Source organism: Streptomyces sp. NPDC028907 (genome assembly GCF_055564995.1).
The window spans coordinates 602,311-619,005 of the sequence record NZ_JBVHVE010000006.1; the positions used below are offsets into that span (position 1 = coordinate 602,311).

18 protein-coding genes are annotated in these 16,695 nt (G+C 71.6%); 7 read left to right on the plus strand and 11 right to left on the minus strand.

The genetic code is table 11. The features are described 5' to 3' along the window. Positions 1–51: 51 nt before the first annotated feature. The 7 genes from ACZ4UU_RS21870 to ACZ4UU_RS21900 form a co-directional block, all read right to left on the minus strand. Positions 52–1,992, minus strand: coding sequence for a serine/threonine-protein kinase (locus ACZ4UU_RS21870; protein ID WP_471905027.1), 1,941 nt, complete (start codon positions 1,990–1,992; stop codon positions 52–54). Between the two features lie 98 nt (positions 1,993–2,090). Continuing rightward, positions 2,091–3,356, minus strand: a complete 1,266-nt coding sequence (locus ACZ4UU_RS21875) for an ArgE/DapE family deacylase (RefSeq protein ID WP_471905028.1) — start codon at positions 3,354–3,356, stop codon at positions 2,091–2,093. A gap of 143 nt (positions 3,357–3,499) precedes the next feature. Then, entirely contained in the window at positions 3,500–4,915 is a 1,416-nt protein-coding gene (locus tag ACZ4UU_RS21880) for a sensor histidine kinase (RefSeq protein WP_471905029.1), read from the minus strand. Then, on the minus strand, positions 4,916–5,644 hold the full coding sequence (locus tag ACZ4UU_RS21885; protein WP_471905030.1) for a response regulator transcription factor: 729 nt from the start codon (positions 5,642–5,644) through the stop codon (positions 4,916–4,918). It abuts the gene before it with no gap. Between the two features lie 141 nt (positions 5,645–5,785). After that, positions 5,786–6,385: an FMN reductase gene (locus ACZ4UU_RS21890; RefSeq protein WP_471905031.1), complete on the minus strand. Its 600-nt coding sequence runs from the start codon at positions 6,383–6,385 to the stop codon at positions 5,786–5,788. Next, on the minus strand, positions 6,382–7,470 hold the full coding sequence (locus ACZ4UU_RS21895) for an LLM class flavin-dependent oxidoreductase (RefSeq protein ID WP_471905032.1): 1,089 nt from the start codon (positions 7,468–7,470) through the stop codon (positions 6,382–6,384). The genes ACZ4UU_RS21890 and ACZ4UU_RS21895 overlap by 4 nt, the downstream gene beginning before the upstream one ends. 64 nt (positions 7,471–7,534) lie before the next feature. Beyond that, a complete protein-coding gene (locus ACZ4UU_RS21900; RefSeq protein WP_471905033.1) occupies positions 7,535–8,167 on the minus strand; it encodes a TIGR03086 family metal-binding protein in 633 nt (210 codons plus the stop codon). Between the two features lie 62 nt (positions 8,168–8,229). Between ACZ4UU_RS21900 and ACZ4UU_RS21905 the strand changes: the two genes are divergently transcribed. Then, the gene (locus tag ACZ4UU_RS21905) at positions 8,230–9,081 is read left to right on the plus strand and encodes a DUF6597 domain-containing transcriptional factor (RefSeq protein WP_471905034.1); all 852 of its coding nucleotides are present in this window, start codon (positions 8,230–8,232) and stop codon (positions 9,079–9,081) included. Between the two features lie 10 nt (positions 9,082–9,091). Here ACZ4UU_RS21905 and ACZ4UU_RS21910 read toward each other — a convergent pair whose 3' ends face one another. Then, the gene (locus ACZ4UU_RS21910; RefSeq protein ID WP_471905035.1) at positions 9,092–9,982 is read right to left on the minus strand and encodes an NADP-dependent oxidoreductase; all 891 of its coding nucleotides are present in this window, start codon (positions 9,980–9,982) and stop codon (positions 9,092–9,094) included. Between the two features lie 123 nt (positions 9,983–10,105). Here ACZ4UU_RS21910 and ACZ4UU_RS21915 point away from each other — a divergent pair, with 123 nt between their 5' ends. Next, on the plus strand, positions 10,106–10,513 hold the full coding sequence (locus ACZ4UU_RS21915; RefSeq protein ID WP_471905036.1) for a winged helix-turn-helix transcriptional regulator: 408 nt from the start codon (positions 10,106–10,108) through the stop codon (positions 10,511–10,513). A gap of 21 nt (positions 10,514–10,534) precedes the next feature. Here the strand turns inward: ACZ4UU_RS21915 and ACZ4UU_RS21920 are convergent, their stop codons facing one another. Next, positions 10,535–11,023 carry a hypothetical protein gene (locus ACZ4UU_RS21920; RefSeq protein ID WP_471905037.1) on the minus strand — a complete coding sequence of 163 codons (489 nt, stop codon included), beginning with the start codon at positions 11,021–11,023 and terminating at the stop codon, positions 10,535–10,537. Between the two features lie 121 nt (positions 11,024–11,144). On the opposite strand from ACZ4UU_RS21920, the gene ACZ4UU_RS21925 reads away from it, so the two are divergent. Further along, entirely contained in the window at positions 11,145–11,480 is a 336-nt protein-coding gene (locus ACZ4UU_RS21925; protein WP_062151810.1) for a YnfA family protein, read from the plus strand. Between the two features lie 19 nt (positions 11,481–11,499). On the opposite strand, the gene ACZ4UU_RS21930 is transcribed toward ACZ4UU_RS21925, so the two are convergent. Next, positions 11,500–11,928, minus strand: a complete 429-nt coding sequence (locus tag ACZ4UU_RS21930) for an ester cyclase (protein ID WP_471905038.1) — start codon at positions 11,926–11,928, stop codon at positions 11,500–11,502. A 156-nt stretch (positions 11,929–12,084) separates the two neighbouring features. Between ACZ4UU_RS21930 and ACZ4UU_RS21935 the strand changes: the two genes are divergently transcribed. Continuing rightward, positions 12,085–12,861: an SDR family NAD(P)-dependent oxidoreductase gene (locus tag ACZ4UU_RS21935; protein WP_471905039.1), complete on the plus strand. Its 777-nt coding sequence runs from the start codon at positions 12,085–12,087 to the stop codon at positions 12,859–12,861. Beyond that, positions 12,861–12,989 (plus strand): hypothetical protein, encoded by a 129-nt coding sequence (locus ACZ4UU_RS21940; RefSeq protein WP_471905040.1) that lies wholly within the window; start codon positions 12,861–12,863, stop codon positions 12,987–12,989. The genes ACZ4UU_RS21935 and ACZ4UU_RS21940 overlap by 1 nt, the downstream gene beginning before the upstream one ends. A gap of 267 nt (positions 12,990–13,256) precedes the next feature. On the opposite strand, the gene ACZ4UU_RS21945 is transcribed toward ACZ4UU_RS21940, so the two are convergent. Next, a complete protein-coding gene (locus tag ACZ4UU_RS21945; RefSeq protein WP_471905041.1) occupies positions 13,257–14,450 on the minus strand; it encodes an RtcB family protein in 1,194 nt (397 codons plus the stop codon). Between the two features lie 214 nt (positions 14,451–14,664). Between ACZ4UU_RS21945 and ACZ4UU_RS21950 the strand changes: the two genes are divergently transcribed. Both ACZ4UU_RS21950 and ACZ4UU_RS21955 read left to right on the plus strand, forming a co-directional pair. Continuing rightward, positions 14,665–15,525, plus strand: coding sequence for a DUF3558 domain-containing protein (locus ACZ4UU_RS21950; protein ID WP_471905042.1), 861 nt, complete (start codon positions 14,665–14,667; stop codon positions 15,523–15,525). 122 nt (positions 15,526–15,647) lie between these two features. Further along, the gene (locus ACZ4UU_RS21955) at positions 15,648–16,583 is read left to right on the plus strand and encodes a DUF3558 family protein (RefSeq protein ID WP_471905043.1); all 936 of its coding nucleotides are present in this window, start codon (positions 15,648–15,650) and stop codon (positions 16,581–16,583) included. Positions 16,584–16,695: the final 112 nt, after the last annotated feature.

Below are 16,695 nucleotides of genomic sequence, written 5' to 3' on the forward strand. Positions count from 1 at the left end.
AGGGCCGGGCCGATGGCGTGGTCGGGGGCCGTTGGGTGCGGTGGCCTGCGATCATGTGTCCTCCGGCAGGCGCTTCGCGATGCTCTTCAGCGCGGTGGCCGACAGTTCCTCGGCCAGGGCGCACGCCTTCCCGGTCGGCTGCTCGCCCCGCACGGTCAGCCGGAACAGCTCGACGGTCGGGTCTCCGACGGAGTTGGTGTACGTGCGGTGCGGTGCGTGGACCACGCAGCTGCGGTCGCCCTCCTCCTCCGGCGCGACGTAGCTTCTCGTCCCGGCGATCGACGTCGGCCGGCCGTTGTCCTCCAGCTGGTTGTCGCGGGTGAACGTCAGCTGGACGAAGGCCTTGTCGCCGTCCGGGCTCGACCAGTCGCAGGCCCAGTCGGCGAAGCCGTGGTCCGACGGGCGACTCCGCAGGTCCGGCATCCGGGCGAGCGCGGTGCCGTCGAGCAGCTCGCAGGCGTCGAGTCGGGCGAGGGAGGTGGCGGGCCAGGACGGTGAGCGCCGGGGCACCGGGCCCCGGTCCAGCACCGTGACCGCGTGGTCGGTGGCGGCGTCGGCGAGGGCACAGGGGTCGGGCGCGCCGGCGTCCCTTCTCGACCCGATGACCACGATGCCCCGGCGATCGGCGGTCGCGATGTAGCGCTCGCAGTCGTCGCCGTCGCGCGTCATGCTCGCGACCTCGACGTTGCCGGCCCGCCGGACGGCCACGCTGCCGCCGAACTCCCTGGCCTCGCTGGAGAAGTTGATCTCGACGCCCGCGAGTTCGTCGCCCCCGTCGCTCAGCACCAGCACGTCACAGCGGTCCAACTCGCCGTAGTCCGGGTCGAGTTCGGTGTCGCCGAAGCGGCCGAGCGCGGTGGCGTCGAGGAGTTCGCAGGGGTCGGCCGTGCGGACGTCGCCGAGGGAGCCGGCGTGCAGCGTGGCCGTGGGCTTCGCGTCGGGCTCCGGGCCCTTGTCGTCACCGGCCGACGTCAGGGCGACGGCCCCGGCCGTGACCAGGGCGGCTGCCGCGGTGAGCGCCGCCGCCCCGACCGCCAGGGGGCGCCGCCGACGCCGCACGGCACGCGGGAGCCGCAGGGTGAGTGAGGCAAGCGGCAGGGTGTGGCCGCGGGTGTCCTGGTCGCGCAGCTTGCCCTGGATCTCGGGGGGCGGCGGCGCGGCCCGCGTCAGCAGGCGGTGTGCCTCGGCGGCGTCGGGGCGGCGCCGGGCGTCCAGCTCCAGCAGCGCGGTCAGCGGGGCGGCGAGCCGGCCGGCCCGCTCGGCGGGTTCGAGGTGGCCCTGGATGGCGCGGGCGACGTAGGCCATCGGGTGGTCGACCCGGCCGTACGGCGAGTGTCCCTCGACCGACGCGAACAGGCTGGCGCCGAGGGAGAACACGTCGGCCTTCTCGTCGGCGGGCCGGCCCTTGGCCAGCTCGGGCGCGAGGTACTTGGGCTTGCCGCGGACCACGCCGCTCGTCGTGTGCGTCTGGGTGACGTCGCTCCACAGGGCCCGGGCGATGCCGAAGTCCGTGAGCCGGGCGACGCCGTCCTCGGTGACCAGGATGTTCTCCGGCGTGACATCGCCGTGCACGACGCCCAGGGCGTGGGACTTCGCGAGGGCGGCCGCGATCTGGCAGCCGACGGACCCGGCGTCCTCCGGCGGGAGGGTGCCGCCGTTGTCGTCGGCGAGCTGGGCGAGGCTGCGGGAGGGGACGTACTCCATGACGATCCAGCAGGTGGCCTCGCCGCCGGTGCCGTCGTCCGGCTCCGCCACGAAGTCGAACACCGGCACGATGTTCGGGTGGTGCAGCCGGGCGGCGTACTGCGCCTCCTTCCGGAGTCTCCCGGCGGCCGGCCCGTCGTCCGGGCGCGCGCACTTGACCGCGACGATCCGCTTCAGCGTCTCGTCCCAGGCCTGCCACACGACGCCCATCCCGCCTCTGCCGATGGGTTCCCTGAGGAGGTAGCGGCCGGCGACCTCGTGCCCGGCCCGTAGCGTCAATACGGTCACGGAGTGTACGGAACGGTGGCCCAACAGTGACCGTTTTCACGGGACTTCATACGGACGGACACAGGGCCCTCATCCGCGCCCGGCGCCCTCCCGCGGCCTCATTTCGTGCCGACCGTCCGCAGCACGGTGACCGCCAGCGTCCGTGCCGCCTCCACCACTTCGGCGAGGGCCACCCGCTCCCGCTCGCTGTGCGCCACCCGGATGTCCCCCGGCCCGAACTGCAACGTCGGGATCCCCTCCGCCGCGTACAGCCGCAGATCGCTCCCGTACGGCGCCCCGCACTCCCGCAGCCCCGCCGCGCCCCCGGCGTCGGCATGGGCGCCCCGGATCACCTCCGGCAACGGATGCCCCTGCGGCAGCCGCCCGCTGGCGAACCGCCCGCCCGGCCAGGTCACGCTCGCCGGATGCGCCCGCAGCCAGGGGTCACCGTCGCACGCCTCGGCGACGCACCGCTCGAAGGCTGCCCGCGCCTCGGCCGGGTCCTCACCGAGCCGCACCCCCAACCGCCCCTCCGCGACCAGCACATCGGGCACGCTGCTCGCCCAGTCCCCGGCCCGCACGGTCCCCACGGACAGGGCGTACGGGATCGGGTGCTCGGCCATCAGGGGATGGACGTCCCGGTTCCGCTCGGCCTCCAGCCGGGCCAGCGCCCGGTGCAGCGGCAGATACGCGTCGATCGCGCTCACGCCCTGGTCGCGTGCGCTGCCGTGCGCCGCCTTGCCGGGCACGGTGATCCGGAAGGTCAGCGCGCCGGCGTTGGCGGTGACGAGGGCGCCCGCCGTCGGCTCGGCGATGACGCAGACGTCTCCGCGGTGCCCGCGCCGCAGCGTGCCGAAGGCGCCGAGGCCGCCGTCCTCCTCCCCCACGACGAAGTGCACACCGACCCGCCCGCGCAGCCGCACCCCGGCGGCCCGGATCGCCCCGAGCGCTGCGAGGTGGGCCACCAGCCCGGCCTTCATGTCGCAGGCGCCCCGACCGTGCACGACATCACCGGTCACGCGGGGCACGAACGGATCGCCGGCCCACGCGTCGGGATCCCCGGGCGGTACGACGTCGACATGGCCCTGCAGAACGAAGGTGGGCCCGTCGCCGCCGTCCTCCGTCACCCCGACAAGACCCCACGCCTCCTCGCGCTCGGCCTCCGCGCCGGGGAAGTCGGGCTCGGCGCGCAGCGCGTCCAGGTCCATGGACCACAGATCGACGTCCAGCCCGAGCCGCTCCAGCCGCCCCGCCAAAAGATGCTGAAGCTCCGACTCGGCGGCACTCCCGGTCACACTCGGCACCGAGATCAACTCCAGCAACGTCCGCCCGATCCCGGCCTCGTCGATCTCCGCCAGGACGGCACCCTCCACGTCACTCAACACGCCGACGTCCCTCCCCTCGCCCGAGCCGCCGCGCGGCACCTGAACAGAGTCGCCCATACCCAGGGAGAACCGAGGACGAAGCCGCTCGGCCGGAACGGTTCAGGCCCAGGAGATGCTGTGCGGGGCTTCCACGGCACACCCCCCTAGCCCTCGACCGTGAACCCGATCGCCGTCCCGCCGCCCTCCCGTCGGAAGGCGAACGGCGCCCCGCCGTGCGACAGCGCCACCTCCCGCACGATGGACAGCCCCAGCCCCGACCCGGGCAGCGACCGGGCGTCGGCGGCGCGGTAGAAGCGGTCGAAGACGCGGATGAGGTCGTCCTCGGCGATGCCCGGCCCCCGGTCGAGGACCTCGACGCGCACGGTTCCGGGACGGGCCGGGCCGGCGACGTTGATCTCGATGGGGGCGATGCCGTCGCGGTCGAACTTCGCGGCGTTCTCGACGAGGTTGGTCACCGCGCGCTGGAGCATGGCGGGCCGGCCCTGCGTCGTGGTGTCGCCGCTCGCGCGGACCACGATCCGCCGTCCGGTGCGCCGTCGCGCGAGGCCCGCGACGTCCTCGGCGATCTCGGCGAGGTCCACCCGCTGGGCCGGCTCGGTGTCGGACTGCCCGGCCGCCAGGTCGACCAACTCGTTGACGAGGTCGGTGAGTTCACGGGCCTCCTGACCGAGGTCGGCGACCAGCTCCTCGCGGGTCGCGGGCGGCAGTTCGTCGATGCGGCGCAGGAGGGAGATGTTCGTCCGCAGGGAGGTGAGCGGCGTACGCAGTTCGTGGCCGGCGTCCTGCACCAGCCGCCGCTGGTCCTCCTCCGACTGGGCGAGCCGGCCCAGCATGCGGTCGAAGGCGCGGCCGAGGCGGCCGACCTCGTCGTATCCGGTGACCGGTACCTGGATGCCGAGGCGGCGGGTGCGGGCGACGTCCTCGGCGGCGGAGGTGAGGACGACCAGGCGGCGGGTGATGCGCCGGGCCAGCCACCAGCCGAAGAGCCCGGCGAGGGTGACGACCGCCGCCATCAGCAGCAGTGTCCGCTGTTGGAGGGCCCGCAGCAGGTCCTCGGTGTCACTGAACTCCTGGGCCACCTGCACCGCGCCCCGTCCGCCGCCGAGCGCGACGGTCGCGATGCGGTAGACGTCGCTGTCGACGCCGACGTCCTTGTGCTGGACCATCCGCCCGGCCGTCCCGTCGGCCGCGATCCGCCGGTCGGCGGAGGTGACCGGCAGCCCCGGCCGGCCCGGGTCGACGACGGCGCCGTCCGGGCCCAGCACCTGGACGTCGGTACGGGCGGGCCGTACGAGATCGTGGCCCGGCGCGGAGGAGGAGAAGTCCTGCGGGGTCATCGGCCGCTGCCGTACCTCGCCCCGCAGGTCCTGCACGACCTCCTCGAACACGGACTCCTGGTCCACCCGCACCAGCCGGGCGGCGGCGGTGTAGGACAGCAGCCCGACCAGCACCGTGACCACGGCGGTCACGGTCGCGAAGGACACGGCGAAGGTGGTGCCGAGCCCCGATCTGCGGCGCCCCGTCAGCAGCCGCCCGAGCCGACGCCGGGCCGCGCCCACTCAGTCCTCCCGCAGCACGTAACCCACCCCGCGCACCGTGTGGATCAGCTGCGGGGCACCGGGCTCGTCGAGCTTGCGGCGCAGGTAGCCGACGTAGACGGCGAGGTTCTTGGAGCCGGGGCCGAAGTCGTAGCCCCAGATGCGGTCGTAGATGGTGGCGTGGTCGAGGACGATGCCGGCGTTGCGGACCAGCAGCTCCAGCAGCTCGAACTCGGTCCGCGTCAGCTCCAGCTCCCGCCCGCCCCGCCACACCCGGCGCGCCTGCGGGTCCATCCGCAGCCCGGCCGCCTCGACCAGCCGGCCGGACGGCTCGGGGGCGGCGGTCGGCTTCGGTACGTCGACGGAGGCGGGGCCGTTCGACTCGCTGGTGCGGCGCAGCAGGGCGCGCAGCCGGGCGAAGACCTCCTCGACGTCGAAGGGCTTCACCACGTAGTCGTCGGCGCCCGCGTCCAGGCCGGCGATGCGGTCCTGGGTCTCCACGAGCGCCGTGAGCATCAGGATCGGGGTGCGGTCGCCCTCGGCGCGCAGCACCCGGCAGACCTGGAGACCGTCGATGCCGGGCATCATCACGTCCAGCACGAGCACGTCCGGCGGCGTGCGATGGGCCTGCGCCAGCGCCTCGACCCCGTCGGCGACCGCGGTGACCTGGTAGCCCTCCAGGGTCAGCGCGCGCTCCAGGGCGTGGCGGATGGCGCGGTCGTCTTCGGCGAGGAGAACAGTCTGGGGCACGGGTTCAGTCTGCCAAGGCCTCCGGCGGTTCGGCCGTGTGAGGGAGCTTACGATCACCCTTCTTACTGGGATCTCACCCTCACACGGCCGCCCCTGGGGGCTCCGCCCCCAGACGCCCTTTCGGCCTGAACGGCCTCGTCCTCAAGCGCCGGACGGGCTGGAGATGGCCGCCAGCTGCTCGGCGAAGGGCACTACCGTCAGGTCGTCCGCGGCGGCCGCCCTGGCTCCCGACAACCCCTGCATCAACCCGGCCAGCTCCCCCGCCGCCCGCTCGATCCGCCCGTCAAGGCCCGGCGCGCCCCAGTCCTCCGAGGCGGCGTACACGCCGGTCGGTACGACCACGGCCCGCAGGTGGGCGAAGAGCGGACGCAGGGCGTGCTCCAGGACCAGGGAGTGCCGGGCCGTGCCGCCGGTCGCGGCGATCAGCACCGGCAGGCCGGCCAGCGCGTCCTTCTCGATCACGTCGAAGAACGACTTGAACAGCCCGCTGTAGGAGGCGGAGAAGACGGGTGTGACGACGATCAGCCCGTCCGCCGAGGTGACGGCGTCGATGGCGGCGGCCAGCCTGCGCCCCGGGAACCCGTTGGTGAAGTTGTGCGCGATCTCCACGGCGAGGTCGCGCAGCTCGACGACCTCCGCCTCCACCGCGGCTTCCCGGCCGACAGCGGCCGCGAGCCGGTCGCCCAGCAGCCGGGTGGAGGACGGGACGCTCAGCCCCGCGGACACGACGACGAGCTTCATGCGACGACCTCCTTCTGGGCGTCGGCGAGCAGGGACTGGTGGGTCGGCGCGTCCGGAACCACCGCCGGGCGGCGCGCCGCGAACTCCTTGCGCAGCACGGGTACGACCTCCTCGCCGAGCAGGTCGAGCTGCTCCAGGACGGTGTTCAGCGGCAGTCCGGCGTGGTCCATCAGGAACAGCTGGCGCTGGTAGTCACCGGCGTACTCGCGGAAGGCCAGCGTCTTCTCGATGACCTGCTGCGGGGAGCCGACGGTCAGCGGGGTCTGCTCGGTGAACTCCTCCAGCGAGGGCCCGTGCCCGTACACCGGGGCGACGTCGAAGTACGGCCGGAACTCCCGCACGGCGTCCTGGGAGTTCCTCCGCATGAACACCTGCCCGCCCAGCCCGACGATCGCCTGCTCGGGCGTGCCGTGCCCGTAGTGGGCGTACCGGGTCCGGTACAGCTCGACCATCCGCTTGGTGTGGTCGGCCGGCCAGAAGATGTTGTTGTGGAAGAACCCGTCGCCGTAGTAGGCCGCCTGCTCGGCGATCTCCGGCGAGCGGATCGACCCGTGCCAGACGAACGGCGGTACGCCGTCCAGCGGGCGGGGCGTGGACGTGAACCCTTGCAGGGGCGTGCGGAACTTCCCCTCCCAGTTCACCACGTCCTCGCGCCAGAGCCGGTGCAGCAGGGCGTAGTTCTCGACGGCGAGATTGATGCCCTCCCGGATGTCCTGCCCGAACCACGGGTAGACCGGGCCGGTGTTGCCGCGCCCCATCATCAGGTCGACCCGGCCGTCGGCCAGGTGCTGGAGCATCGCGAAGTCCTCGGCGATCTTCACCGGGTCGTTCGTGGTGATCAGCGTGGTGGAGGTGGAGAGGATCAGCTTCTTCGTCCGGGCCGCGATGTAGCCGAGCATCGTCGTCGGCGAGGACGGCACGAACGGCGGGTTGTGGTGCTCTCCGGTCGCGAAGACGTCGAGGCCGACCTCCTCGGCCTTCAGCGCGATGGCGACCATGGCCTTGATTCGCTCGCGCTCGGTCGGCGTACGGCCGGTCGTCGGATCCGGCGTGACATCGCCGACGCTGAAGATCCCGAACTGCATGGTCGCTCACCCTCCAGGTTGTTGACCGTTCAACTATAACCCGTGAACGGTGAGCGCCCCATGACTATTCCGCCCCTGCTCGCCCCTTCCAGTGCGGGTCCCGCCCGGTCCGCGCCAACAGCCGCTCGAACCCCGACGCGCCCTCCGCCACCGGCACCGGGTCCGCGAACACGCCCATCTTCCGGGCCGTGGGCGCCAGCTCGTCGACCGCGCGGGCCAGCTGCTCCACGACGGCCGTCGCCGCCTCCTCCAACTGGTGCTCCCGGCCCGTGGCCCGCGCCAGATCCCACACGTGCACGGTCAGATCGAGCAGCGCCATCGAACCGACGAGCCGCGCGGGCATGTTCATGGCGCCGGTGACGCCCTCCTCCGCGCCGGGCGCTGACCAGGCCGCCACGAGCTTGTCGATCTCGTCCAAGAGCCGCTCGCGCCAGTCCGCCCCCGCGCCGACGCAATCGGGCGTCCCGGTGAAGTCGGACGCCTCCTTCGCGGCCAGCCTCTGGAACTGCACGACCACCTGGAACAGGTGGTTGACCAGGTCCTTCACGTCGTACTCGGCACACGGTGTGGGAGCGGCGAGCGCTTCGTCGGGCAGGGCCCGCACCACCGGCACGGCCCTCTCCCGCGCCACGCCCAGCAGCTCACCGATGCCGTACTCGCACTCGCTCTCGTTCGCCTTCGCGCTCTTGGTGTCCATACCCCGACCGTAGGGACGCCGAGGCCTGCCCCTCTTGAAGAAACGCGACGTACGATCCGGCCATGGAGGCACCCCGTCAGGACACCCGCGGGATCGTCGACCCGTCGGGGCTGCTGAACCGCGTGCGGTTCCGTCGGCACGAACCCGCCGAGCCGCTGCGCCGGTACGTCGAGTGGTACTGGCTGATCGACTGGGACCTGCCCGCCCCCTACGCCTCCCACATCGTCCCGCACCCGGCCGTCAACCTCTCCTTCCAGTGGGACGAGACCGAAGGCGAGCCGTACGCCGAGGTCAACGGCGTCGCGCTCGGCCTCTACACCCGGAAGCTGACCGGACGCGGGCGGGTCTGCGGAGCGAAGTTCCGGCCCGGCGGATTCAGGCCGTACGCCCCCGAGGCGCCGGTCTCCCGGTGGACGGGGCGCGCCCTGCCCGCCGAGGAGGTGTTCCCCGCGGCCACGGCCGACACCGCCCGCGCGATCGTCTCCCTCACCGACGACCACACCCGCGTGGCCGCCCTTGACGCCTTCCTCCTCGCCCTCCCCCACACCCCGGACCCGCAGGCCGACCTCGCCACCGCCCTCGTCCGACACATCCGCACCGACCGCACGGTCCGCCGCGTCGGCGACTTCGCCCAGGCGCGGGGCCTGTCGGTGCGGGCGCTGCAACGGCTCTTCTCGACCTACGTCGGCGTCAGCCCCAAGTGGTGCATCCTCCGCTACCGCATCCACGAGGCCCTGGAACACGCCGGCACCCGCACGGACGTCGACTGGGCCATCCTCGCCGCCGAGCTCGGCTACGCCGACCAGGCCCATCTGGTACGGGACTTCACGGCGACGGTGGGAGTGCCGCCGACGGCGTACGCGGCGGAGGCAGCGGCCGGGGGTTCCGCGGGCCAAGGCCAGGGCCAGGCCTAGCCGGCCGGCCCTAGGGCACCAGCACCAGCCGGCCCCGCACCCCGCCCTCGTCCAGCCGCGCATGCGCCTTCGCGGCCTCGTCCAGCGGGAACGTCTCGGCCACCCGGGTCGTCAGCACCCCGTCGTCCACCAGCCGCACCAGCTCCGCGAGCCGTGCCCCGTCGGCGCTCACCTCGACCGCCCCGGTCCACACGCCCCGCACGGACGCGGGCTGGGCCTGCGGAATGACACCGACGTACCGGCCCCCGTCCCGCACCCACGCGAGCGCGGGCTCGCCGAGGACGGCGGCGTCCAGCACGCGGTCGAAGCTCCGCTCGGCGACGGCACCGCTCGTGAAGGACCCGGCCCCCAGGGACCGTACGAACTTCTCGTCCCCCTCCCGCGCCAGCCCGGTCACCGCGATCCCCCGGAGCGCGGCGAGCTGAACGGCGTACGCCCCGACCGCCCCGGCCGCCCCCGTCACCAGCAGCGACTGCTCCGGCGTCACCTCCAGCAGATCCAGGGCCTGTGCGGCGGTCAGCGCGTTCAGCGGCAGCGTCGCCGCGTGCACGGCGTCCACCGTGGTCGGCGCCTTCGCGACGGCGTCCGTCGGGACGACCACGTACTCGGCGTGCGTGCCGAGCGGCTTGACCAGGCCGTAGTCCAGGGCGACCACCTGGTCCCCGACGCTCCAGGCACCGGCCACCCCCACCGCGTCCACGGTCCCGGCCACGTCCCAGCCCAGCCCGATCCGCTTGCCCGCACCCCCGAAGACCCCGGCCCGCACCTCCGCGTCCACGGGGTTCAGCGCGGCCGCCGCGACCTTGATCCGCACCTGACGGGCCCCGGGCTCCGGGGTCCCGGCCTCCACGACCGCCACGTTCTCCGGCCCACCGAACGAATCCACCACAACAGCACGCACGGCCATCTCCTTGGTTGTCAGTCTCCGGGACGTTCTCCCGTTCACTTCCGACAACCCTAGGAAGAGTTACTATCCAGGAGTAAGTAGTTACCTGGGAGTGCGTACCTACCCCGGAGGTGAGCCATGGCGACCATGACGGCCGCGCAGCGCCGCGAGCAGGCCCGTATCGAGTACGACGCGTTCCTCAAGAGCTGCCCCACCAACCAGCTCCTGGACCGCATCAGCGACAAGTGGGTCAGCCTCGTCGTCTCCGCCCTCGCCCCCGGCCCCATGCGCTACAGCGACCTCGGCCGCAAGATCGCCGGCGTCAGCCCCAAGATGCTGACCCAGACCCTGCGCTCCCTGGAACGCGACGGCCTGCTCACCCGCACCGTCACCCCGTCCGTCCCGGTCCGCGTCGACTACGCGCTCACCCCGCTCGGCCAGAACCTCGCCCTGCTGCTGACCGCCGTGAAGGACTGGGCGGAGACCCACTTCGACGAGGTCCACGAGGCCCGCGAGCGCTACGACACCGAGGGCCCCGACAGCTGACGGAGAGCGGGGGTCAGGGTGTCAGAAGTGGTACTCGTCCCCCGTGTCCAACAGCAGCACCCGCTGCCCACCGCTGCGCCGCGTGCCGTCCACCGGCCCACCGCTCCACACGGTGTCGAACTCCACCAGCACCTCCGAGGGCGCGTCCCGCAGCCGTACCCGCAGAGCGACCGGCTCCCCCACCCCGCCCGCGTCCAGCGCCCCGACCCCGCACCACACGACCCGCTCCCCCGCCCGCGCACACCCCTCCGGCAGCTCCTGCCGCTCGGCCAGCGGCTCCGACCAGCGCAGCCGGACCATCGCGGCCGCGTCGGGCACGGCGCCCGGCCCGTACCGGCGCGGCGTGAACCGCACGTCGACCCGGTCGCCGGTCAGGACAGCGGAACCGTGATAGGTCAGATCCGCCCCGGGACCACCGCGACGGCCGGCCGCCCCCGCCGCCGGAGCCACCCCGCCCACCACCGCCACCACGGCGGCCCCGCACACCGCAGCAACCCGCATCCGCCGCATCACGCCACTCCTCACTCCACCACCGTGATCGTCCAGGGATGTATCCCACGCGGAGCGAGCCGCAGGCGCCGTCCAACAGGTGACGCGGGGACCCGGACGAGGGCATGCGAAGCTGACGGCCATGCTCATCCTCCGCTCGGCCGCCCTGTTCGCCGTCGCCGCCCTCTTCGAGATCGGCGGCGCCTGGCTGGTCTGGCAGGGCGTACGCGAACACCGCGGCTGGCTCTGGATCGGCGCGGGCGTCATGGCCCTCGGCGCCTACGGGTTCGTCGCCACGCTCCAGCCCGACGCCGAGTTCGGCCGCATCCTCGCCGCGTACGGCGGTGTCTTCGTCGCCGGTTCGCTGGCCTGGGGCATGGTCGCGGACGGCTACCGCCCGGACCGCTGGGACGTCACGGGCGCACTGATCTGCCTCGCGGGCATGGCGGTGATCATGTACGCGCCGCGAGGAGACTGAAGGGCACCGCCGGGACGGCTCAGGTCGGCGGCAGCAGCCCCAACTGCCCCAGGAACTCCATCTCGTCGAAGTAGAGCCGGTAGTCGACGATGTGCCCGCTGTCGTCCACGGTGGCGAAGTCCACCCCGCGGATGCTGATCTCCTTCTGCGTCGGCGCCAGCGTCTCCCCGGTGGGCAACTGGATCGGCCCCGTGTTGCGGCCCCGGAAGATCCCCTCGTCGATGGCCGTGTCGCCGACCTCGTAGGAGTGCACCGACTCGTACGAACCGTCCGGAATCGCTTCCGTCATCTGACGCCAGTACCCGACGATGTGCTCCCGCCCGTGCAGCTCACCGCCGTCGGGGGTGACGGCGACCGCGTCCTGGGCGTAGAGCTCGGCGATGGCCTTGGGGTCCGCCGTGGTGATCGCCGCGGTGAGCCTGTCCATGACCTCACGCGCCTGTCCCATGATCCACCTCCCGTGGTGGAGGACCACCCACCTCATTCTCCCACCGCCGCCCCGGACCGGCCGCCCGCCTATCCTGGCCGGACAGTCTCCGGACAGTCTCCGGACAGTCTCTCGACTGGCTCGACGCTCTGGACCCGACCCGCACGAGGAGCAGCCATGCCCACCGCCGCACCGTCCGCCGCCTCCCGCATCGCCGTCGTCACCGGTGCGAGCAGCGGAATCGGCGCCGCCACGGCACGGCGGCTCGCCGCGGCCGGCTACCGGGTCGTCCTCACCGCCCGCCGCAAGGACCGCATCGAGGAGCTGGCGGAGGAGATCAACGCGGCCGGCCACTCGGCGGCGGCCTACCAGCTGGACGTCACGGACCGCGCCGCGGTCGACGAGTTCGCCACGGCCTTCAAGACGATCGGGGTCCTCGTCAACAACGCGGGCGGCGCCCTGGGCGCCGACCCCGTCGCCACCGGCGACCCGGCCGACTGGCGCACGATGTACGAGACGAACGTCATCGGCACCCTGAACCTCACCCAGGCCCTGCTGCCCAAGCTGGAGGCGAGCGGCGACGGCACGGTGGTAGTGGTCTCCTCCACGGCCGGCCACGGCACCTACGAGGGCGGCGCCGGCTACGTCGCCGCCAAGCACGGCGCCCACGTCCTCGCCGAGACCCTCCGCCTGGAGATCGTCGGCCGCCCGGTCCGCGTCATCGAGATCGCGCCCGGCATGGTGAAGACCGACGAGTTCGCCCTGACCCGCTTCGCCGGCGACACGGACAAGGCACAGAAGGTCTACGAGGGCGTCGCCGAGCCCCTCACGGCCGACGACGTCGCCGACACCATCACCTGGACGGTCACCCGCCCCAGCCACGTCAACATCGACCTCCTGGTCGTCCGCCCCCGCGCCCAGGCGTCCAACACGAAGGTCCACAGGGAGCTGTAGTGACGGACAAGGACCGCAAGGACCCGCACAACGAACGCCAGATGTGGTGGTGGCTCGGCTACTTCCTCTTCGGCATCCACATCGTGGCGTTCGTGATGATCTACGCGGTGACGCACGCGCCGAAGTAACCCACAGGGGTGAACCCCATCGATCACCCGAACGGCCGCTGAACTGACGATCCAGGCTCGCGCCACAACCCAACAGCCCCGACAGCGAGGGCGGTTGACCGTCGAGATCAGCGCGCGGGACATCGATCTCCTGCACAAGTTCCAGAAGCTGACGCCGTACAACATCGCGACTACCTGCGCTTGGGCGGATCCAGGCGGCGAGTCGACATGAGGGTTGCACCCGACCAACTGCATGAGGGCCCCGGTTCCACCCGGGGCCCTCGCGCATCAACCCTTCACACAGATGAACTGCTTCAGCTTCGCCACGACCTCAACGAGATCGCGCTGCTGCGCCATCACCTGATCAATGTTCTTGTACGCGGCGGGAATCTCGTCCAGGATTCCCGTGTCCTTCCGGCACTCCACACCGCGCGTCTGGTCCTCCAGGTCACGCACCGTGAAGCGCCGCTTCGCCGCATTCCGACTCATGCGCCGCCCCGCCCCATGAGAAGCAGAGTTGAAGGCCTTATCGTTGCCAAGCCCCTTCACGATGTACGAGCTGGTCCCCATCGAGCCGGGGATGATTCCGTACTCACCCGAGCCCGCACGAATCGCACCCTTGCGGGTGACCAGCAGATCCATGCCCTCGTACCGCTCCTCGGCCACGTAATTGTGGTGACAGGAGATCTCCGGCTCGAAGGTGACCTTCGCTTTCTTGAACTCCTTGCGGATCACGTCCTTCAGGAGCGCCATCATGATCGCGCGGTTGTACTTGGCGTACTCCTGCACCCAGTACAGGTCGTTCCGGTAGGCGGCCATCTGTGGAGTGTCCGAGATGAACACCGCCAAGTCACGGTCAACCAGCCCTTGGTTGTGCGGAAGCTTCTGGGCGACGCCGATGTGGTACTCGGCCAGCTCCTTGCCGATGTTGCGGGACCCAGAGTGCAGCATCAGCCAAACCGCCCCCTCCGAGTCCGTACAAGCTTCAACCATATGGTTGCCGGATCCAAGCGTTCCCATCTGCTTATGGGCCCGCTCCTCCCGGAACTTCACCGCATCAGCAACCCCATCGAACCGCCCCCAGAAGTCGTCCCACCCCGCTGTACCGAACCCATGCAGCCGCCCCGGATCCACCGGAGCGTCATGCATCCCCCGCCCCACCGGAATCGCCTGCTCGATCTTCGACCGCAGCCGCGACAGGTCCCCCGGCAGATCATTCGCGGTGAGGGACGTCTTGACGGCCGACATCCCGCACCCGATGTCCACCCCGACCGCGGCGGGACACACAGCCCCCCGCATCGCGATGACGGACCCGACCGTCGCGCCCTTGCCGTAGTGGACGTCCGGCATGACCGCCAGGCCCTTGATCCACGGCAGGGTCGCGACGTTGCGCAGCTGCTGCAGGGCGCCTTCCTCGACCGTCGCCGGATCGGTCCACATACGGATCGGAACCTTGGCGCCCGGTATCTCCACGTACGACATATCGTCCTCTATCCCCCGGAAATCACATACAAGTCTGAAATCGCAAAACCGGCGCCAGGGTCGACGAAAAGGGACAACGGACCGGCGTCCACGGCAGTGCGTGCGATAGACATTGTCTCCAGGGGTCGCCCCCGCCCGGCAAGCGAATAACCAGCGGGGACACCGAAGACCGGCAACGTGCCGAGCACCCGGCACCGTCGAGAGGAGCCTGACCGTGCAGCGGAAGGCGTACGTATCCGGCGTCGCCGCGCTCCTCGTGGCGCTGCTGGCCGGCTGCACCGGCAGTTCCGACGACGGCGGTACGACCGACGACTCCAACCCGGGCGACGCCGGTACGGCGACGGCGGCTGCCGAGCCCGGCCGGTACGCCACGCTGCCCGAGCCGTGCGGCGCGGTCGGCCGGGAGATGCTCGACCTGCTGCTGCCCGGCATCAAGCAGGTGACGGACGAGGACCAGCGGGAGAAGGCGTACGAGGGCACGCCGACGATCACCTATGACACCGACCGCAAGGCCGGCTGCCGTTGGAAGGCGGAGTCGACCGAGGCCACGGACCGGCTGTCCGTCGACTTCTCGCGTGTGGTGTCGTACGACACGACGGTGAGCGACGACAGCGAGGCGGAGCAGCTGTTCGCGACCCGGCAGGAGAAGGCCGACCTCCCGGAGCCGACGAGCTCCGAGAGCGACGGCGAGGAGACTCCCTCGGCCGACCCGAGCGGCTCGCCCTCCTCCTCGGCCTCGCCCTCGACGTCGGCATCCCCTTCCTCCCCTTCGTCGTCCTCGTCCTCTTCTTCCAACTCCTCCTCCACTCCCTCCGACGGGGTGACCCGGGCCGAGCTCCAGCCCCGCGTCCTGGACGACCTCGGTGACGAGGCGTTCCTCGACGACGAGCTGAGCAGCTCCGGTTCGACGGCCCAGCAGCGCACGGTGACTGTGGCGTTCCGCACGTCCAACGTGATCGTGACGATCCAGTACGAGGAGCAGCCGGCGACCGTCGGCGTGGTCCCGGACAGTGAGGAATTGCAGGACAGGGCGCAGAAACTGGCTGCACAACTGGCCGACGCGCTGGCGGAGTAGCGCCCCTCGGTCACCCCCGTACGCCCGAGTGCGACGTAACCGAAACGAGACCACACACCTTCTTCACCGCGTACCGTGGCCCCTCGGACCCGATCCGACCGCAGGAACCACGAGTGTCAGTCATGAGTGAAGGAACCATGCAGCGAGCAGCAGAGCGTAGGCCGAGTGCACCTCCCACGCCTTTCAGGCAGTGGGGGAGTGACGGGCGTGACCAGGGCGAGCAGCGCATGAGGGGCGGTCTGCGCCGTGTCCTTGTCGGTGCGGCCGTCGTCCCGGTGATGCTGGTCGCCGCGGGCTGTTCCTCGGACTCCGGTTCGGACGACGGGGCCGGCGACAGCGCGAAGTCCTCGTCGGCGTCCGCGTCGGCGTCCGCGAGTCCCTCGCCGACGGTGCAGGCGGCCGTGTACGAGTCGCTTCCCCAGCCGTGCAAGGTGCTGTCGAAGAAGACGCTGGAGGACCTGGTCCCGGAGGCGAAGTCCGGCAAGGCGGGCACCGCGGACGAGGCGGGCACGCGCGGCTCCTGCTCCTGGAGCAGCCTGGACAACAACGGTGTGAAGGGCTCGCAGTTCCGCTGGCTCAACGCCTCCCTGCTGCGCTTCGACTCGAACGTCTCGCGCGGCTCGGGCGATAAGCAGGCTCGGGAGTACTTCGAGACGCAGGTCCAGGACGCCCGTTCGGTGGACGGGGCGAAGAACGCGAAGTCGGAGCCGGTCGCCGGGGTGGGCGACGAGGCGACCGCGGTGCGCTACGACCTGAAGAAGAAGGAGGGCTCCTTCAAGCAGGTGACGGTCGTGGCCAGGGTCGAGAACGTCGTGGTCACGGTCGACTACAACGGCGCCGGTCTCGCCGGGGACAAGACTCCGAGCGCGGACACCCTGAACAAGCTGGCGCAGAAGGCGGCCAAGGAGGCGGTGGCCTCGGTGGCGAAGGCGAACGGCGGCGGTACCGCGGGCACGCCGAGCAGCGCCCCTTCGAAGTCGGCGTCGAAGTCTCCCTCCGGGAGCCCCTCGAAGTCGGCGTCCGCCTCCCCTTCCAAGTCAGCGCCGAAGAAGAGCTGACCGTCACACCTGCCCCACCCCCGCGTCACAACGCGCAGCTCAGCCACGCATGTTGCACGAGCCCGGCTCCCCTCGGGGACCGGGCTCGTGCCGTACGTGAATCCGAACGACG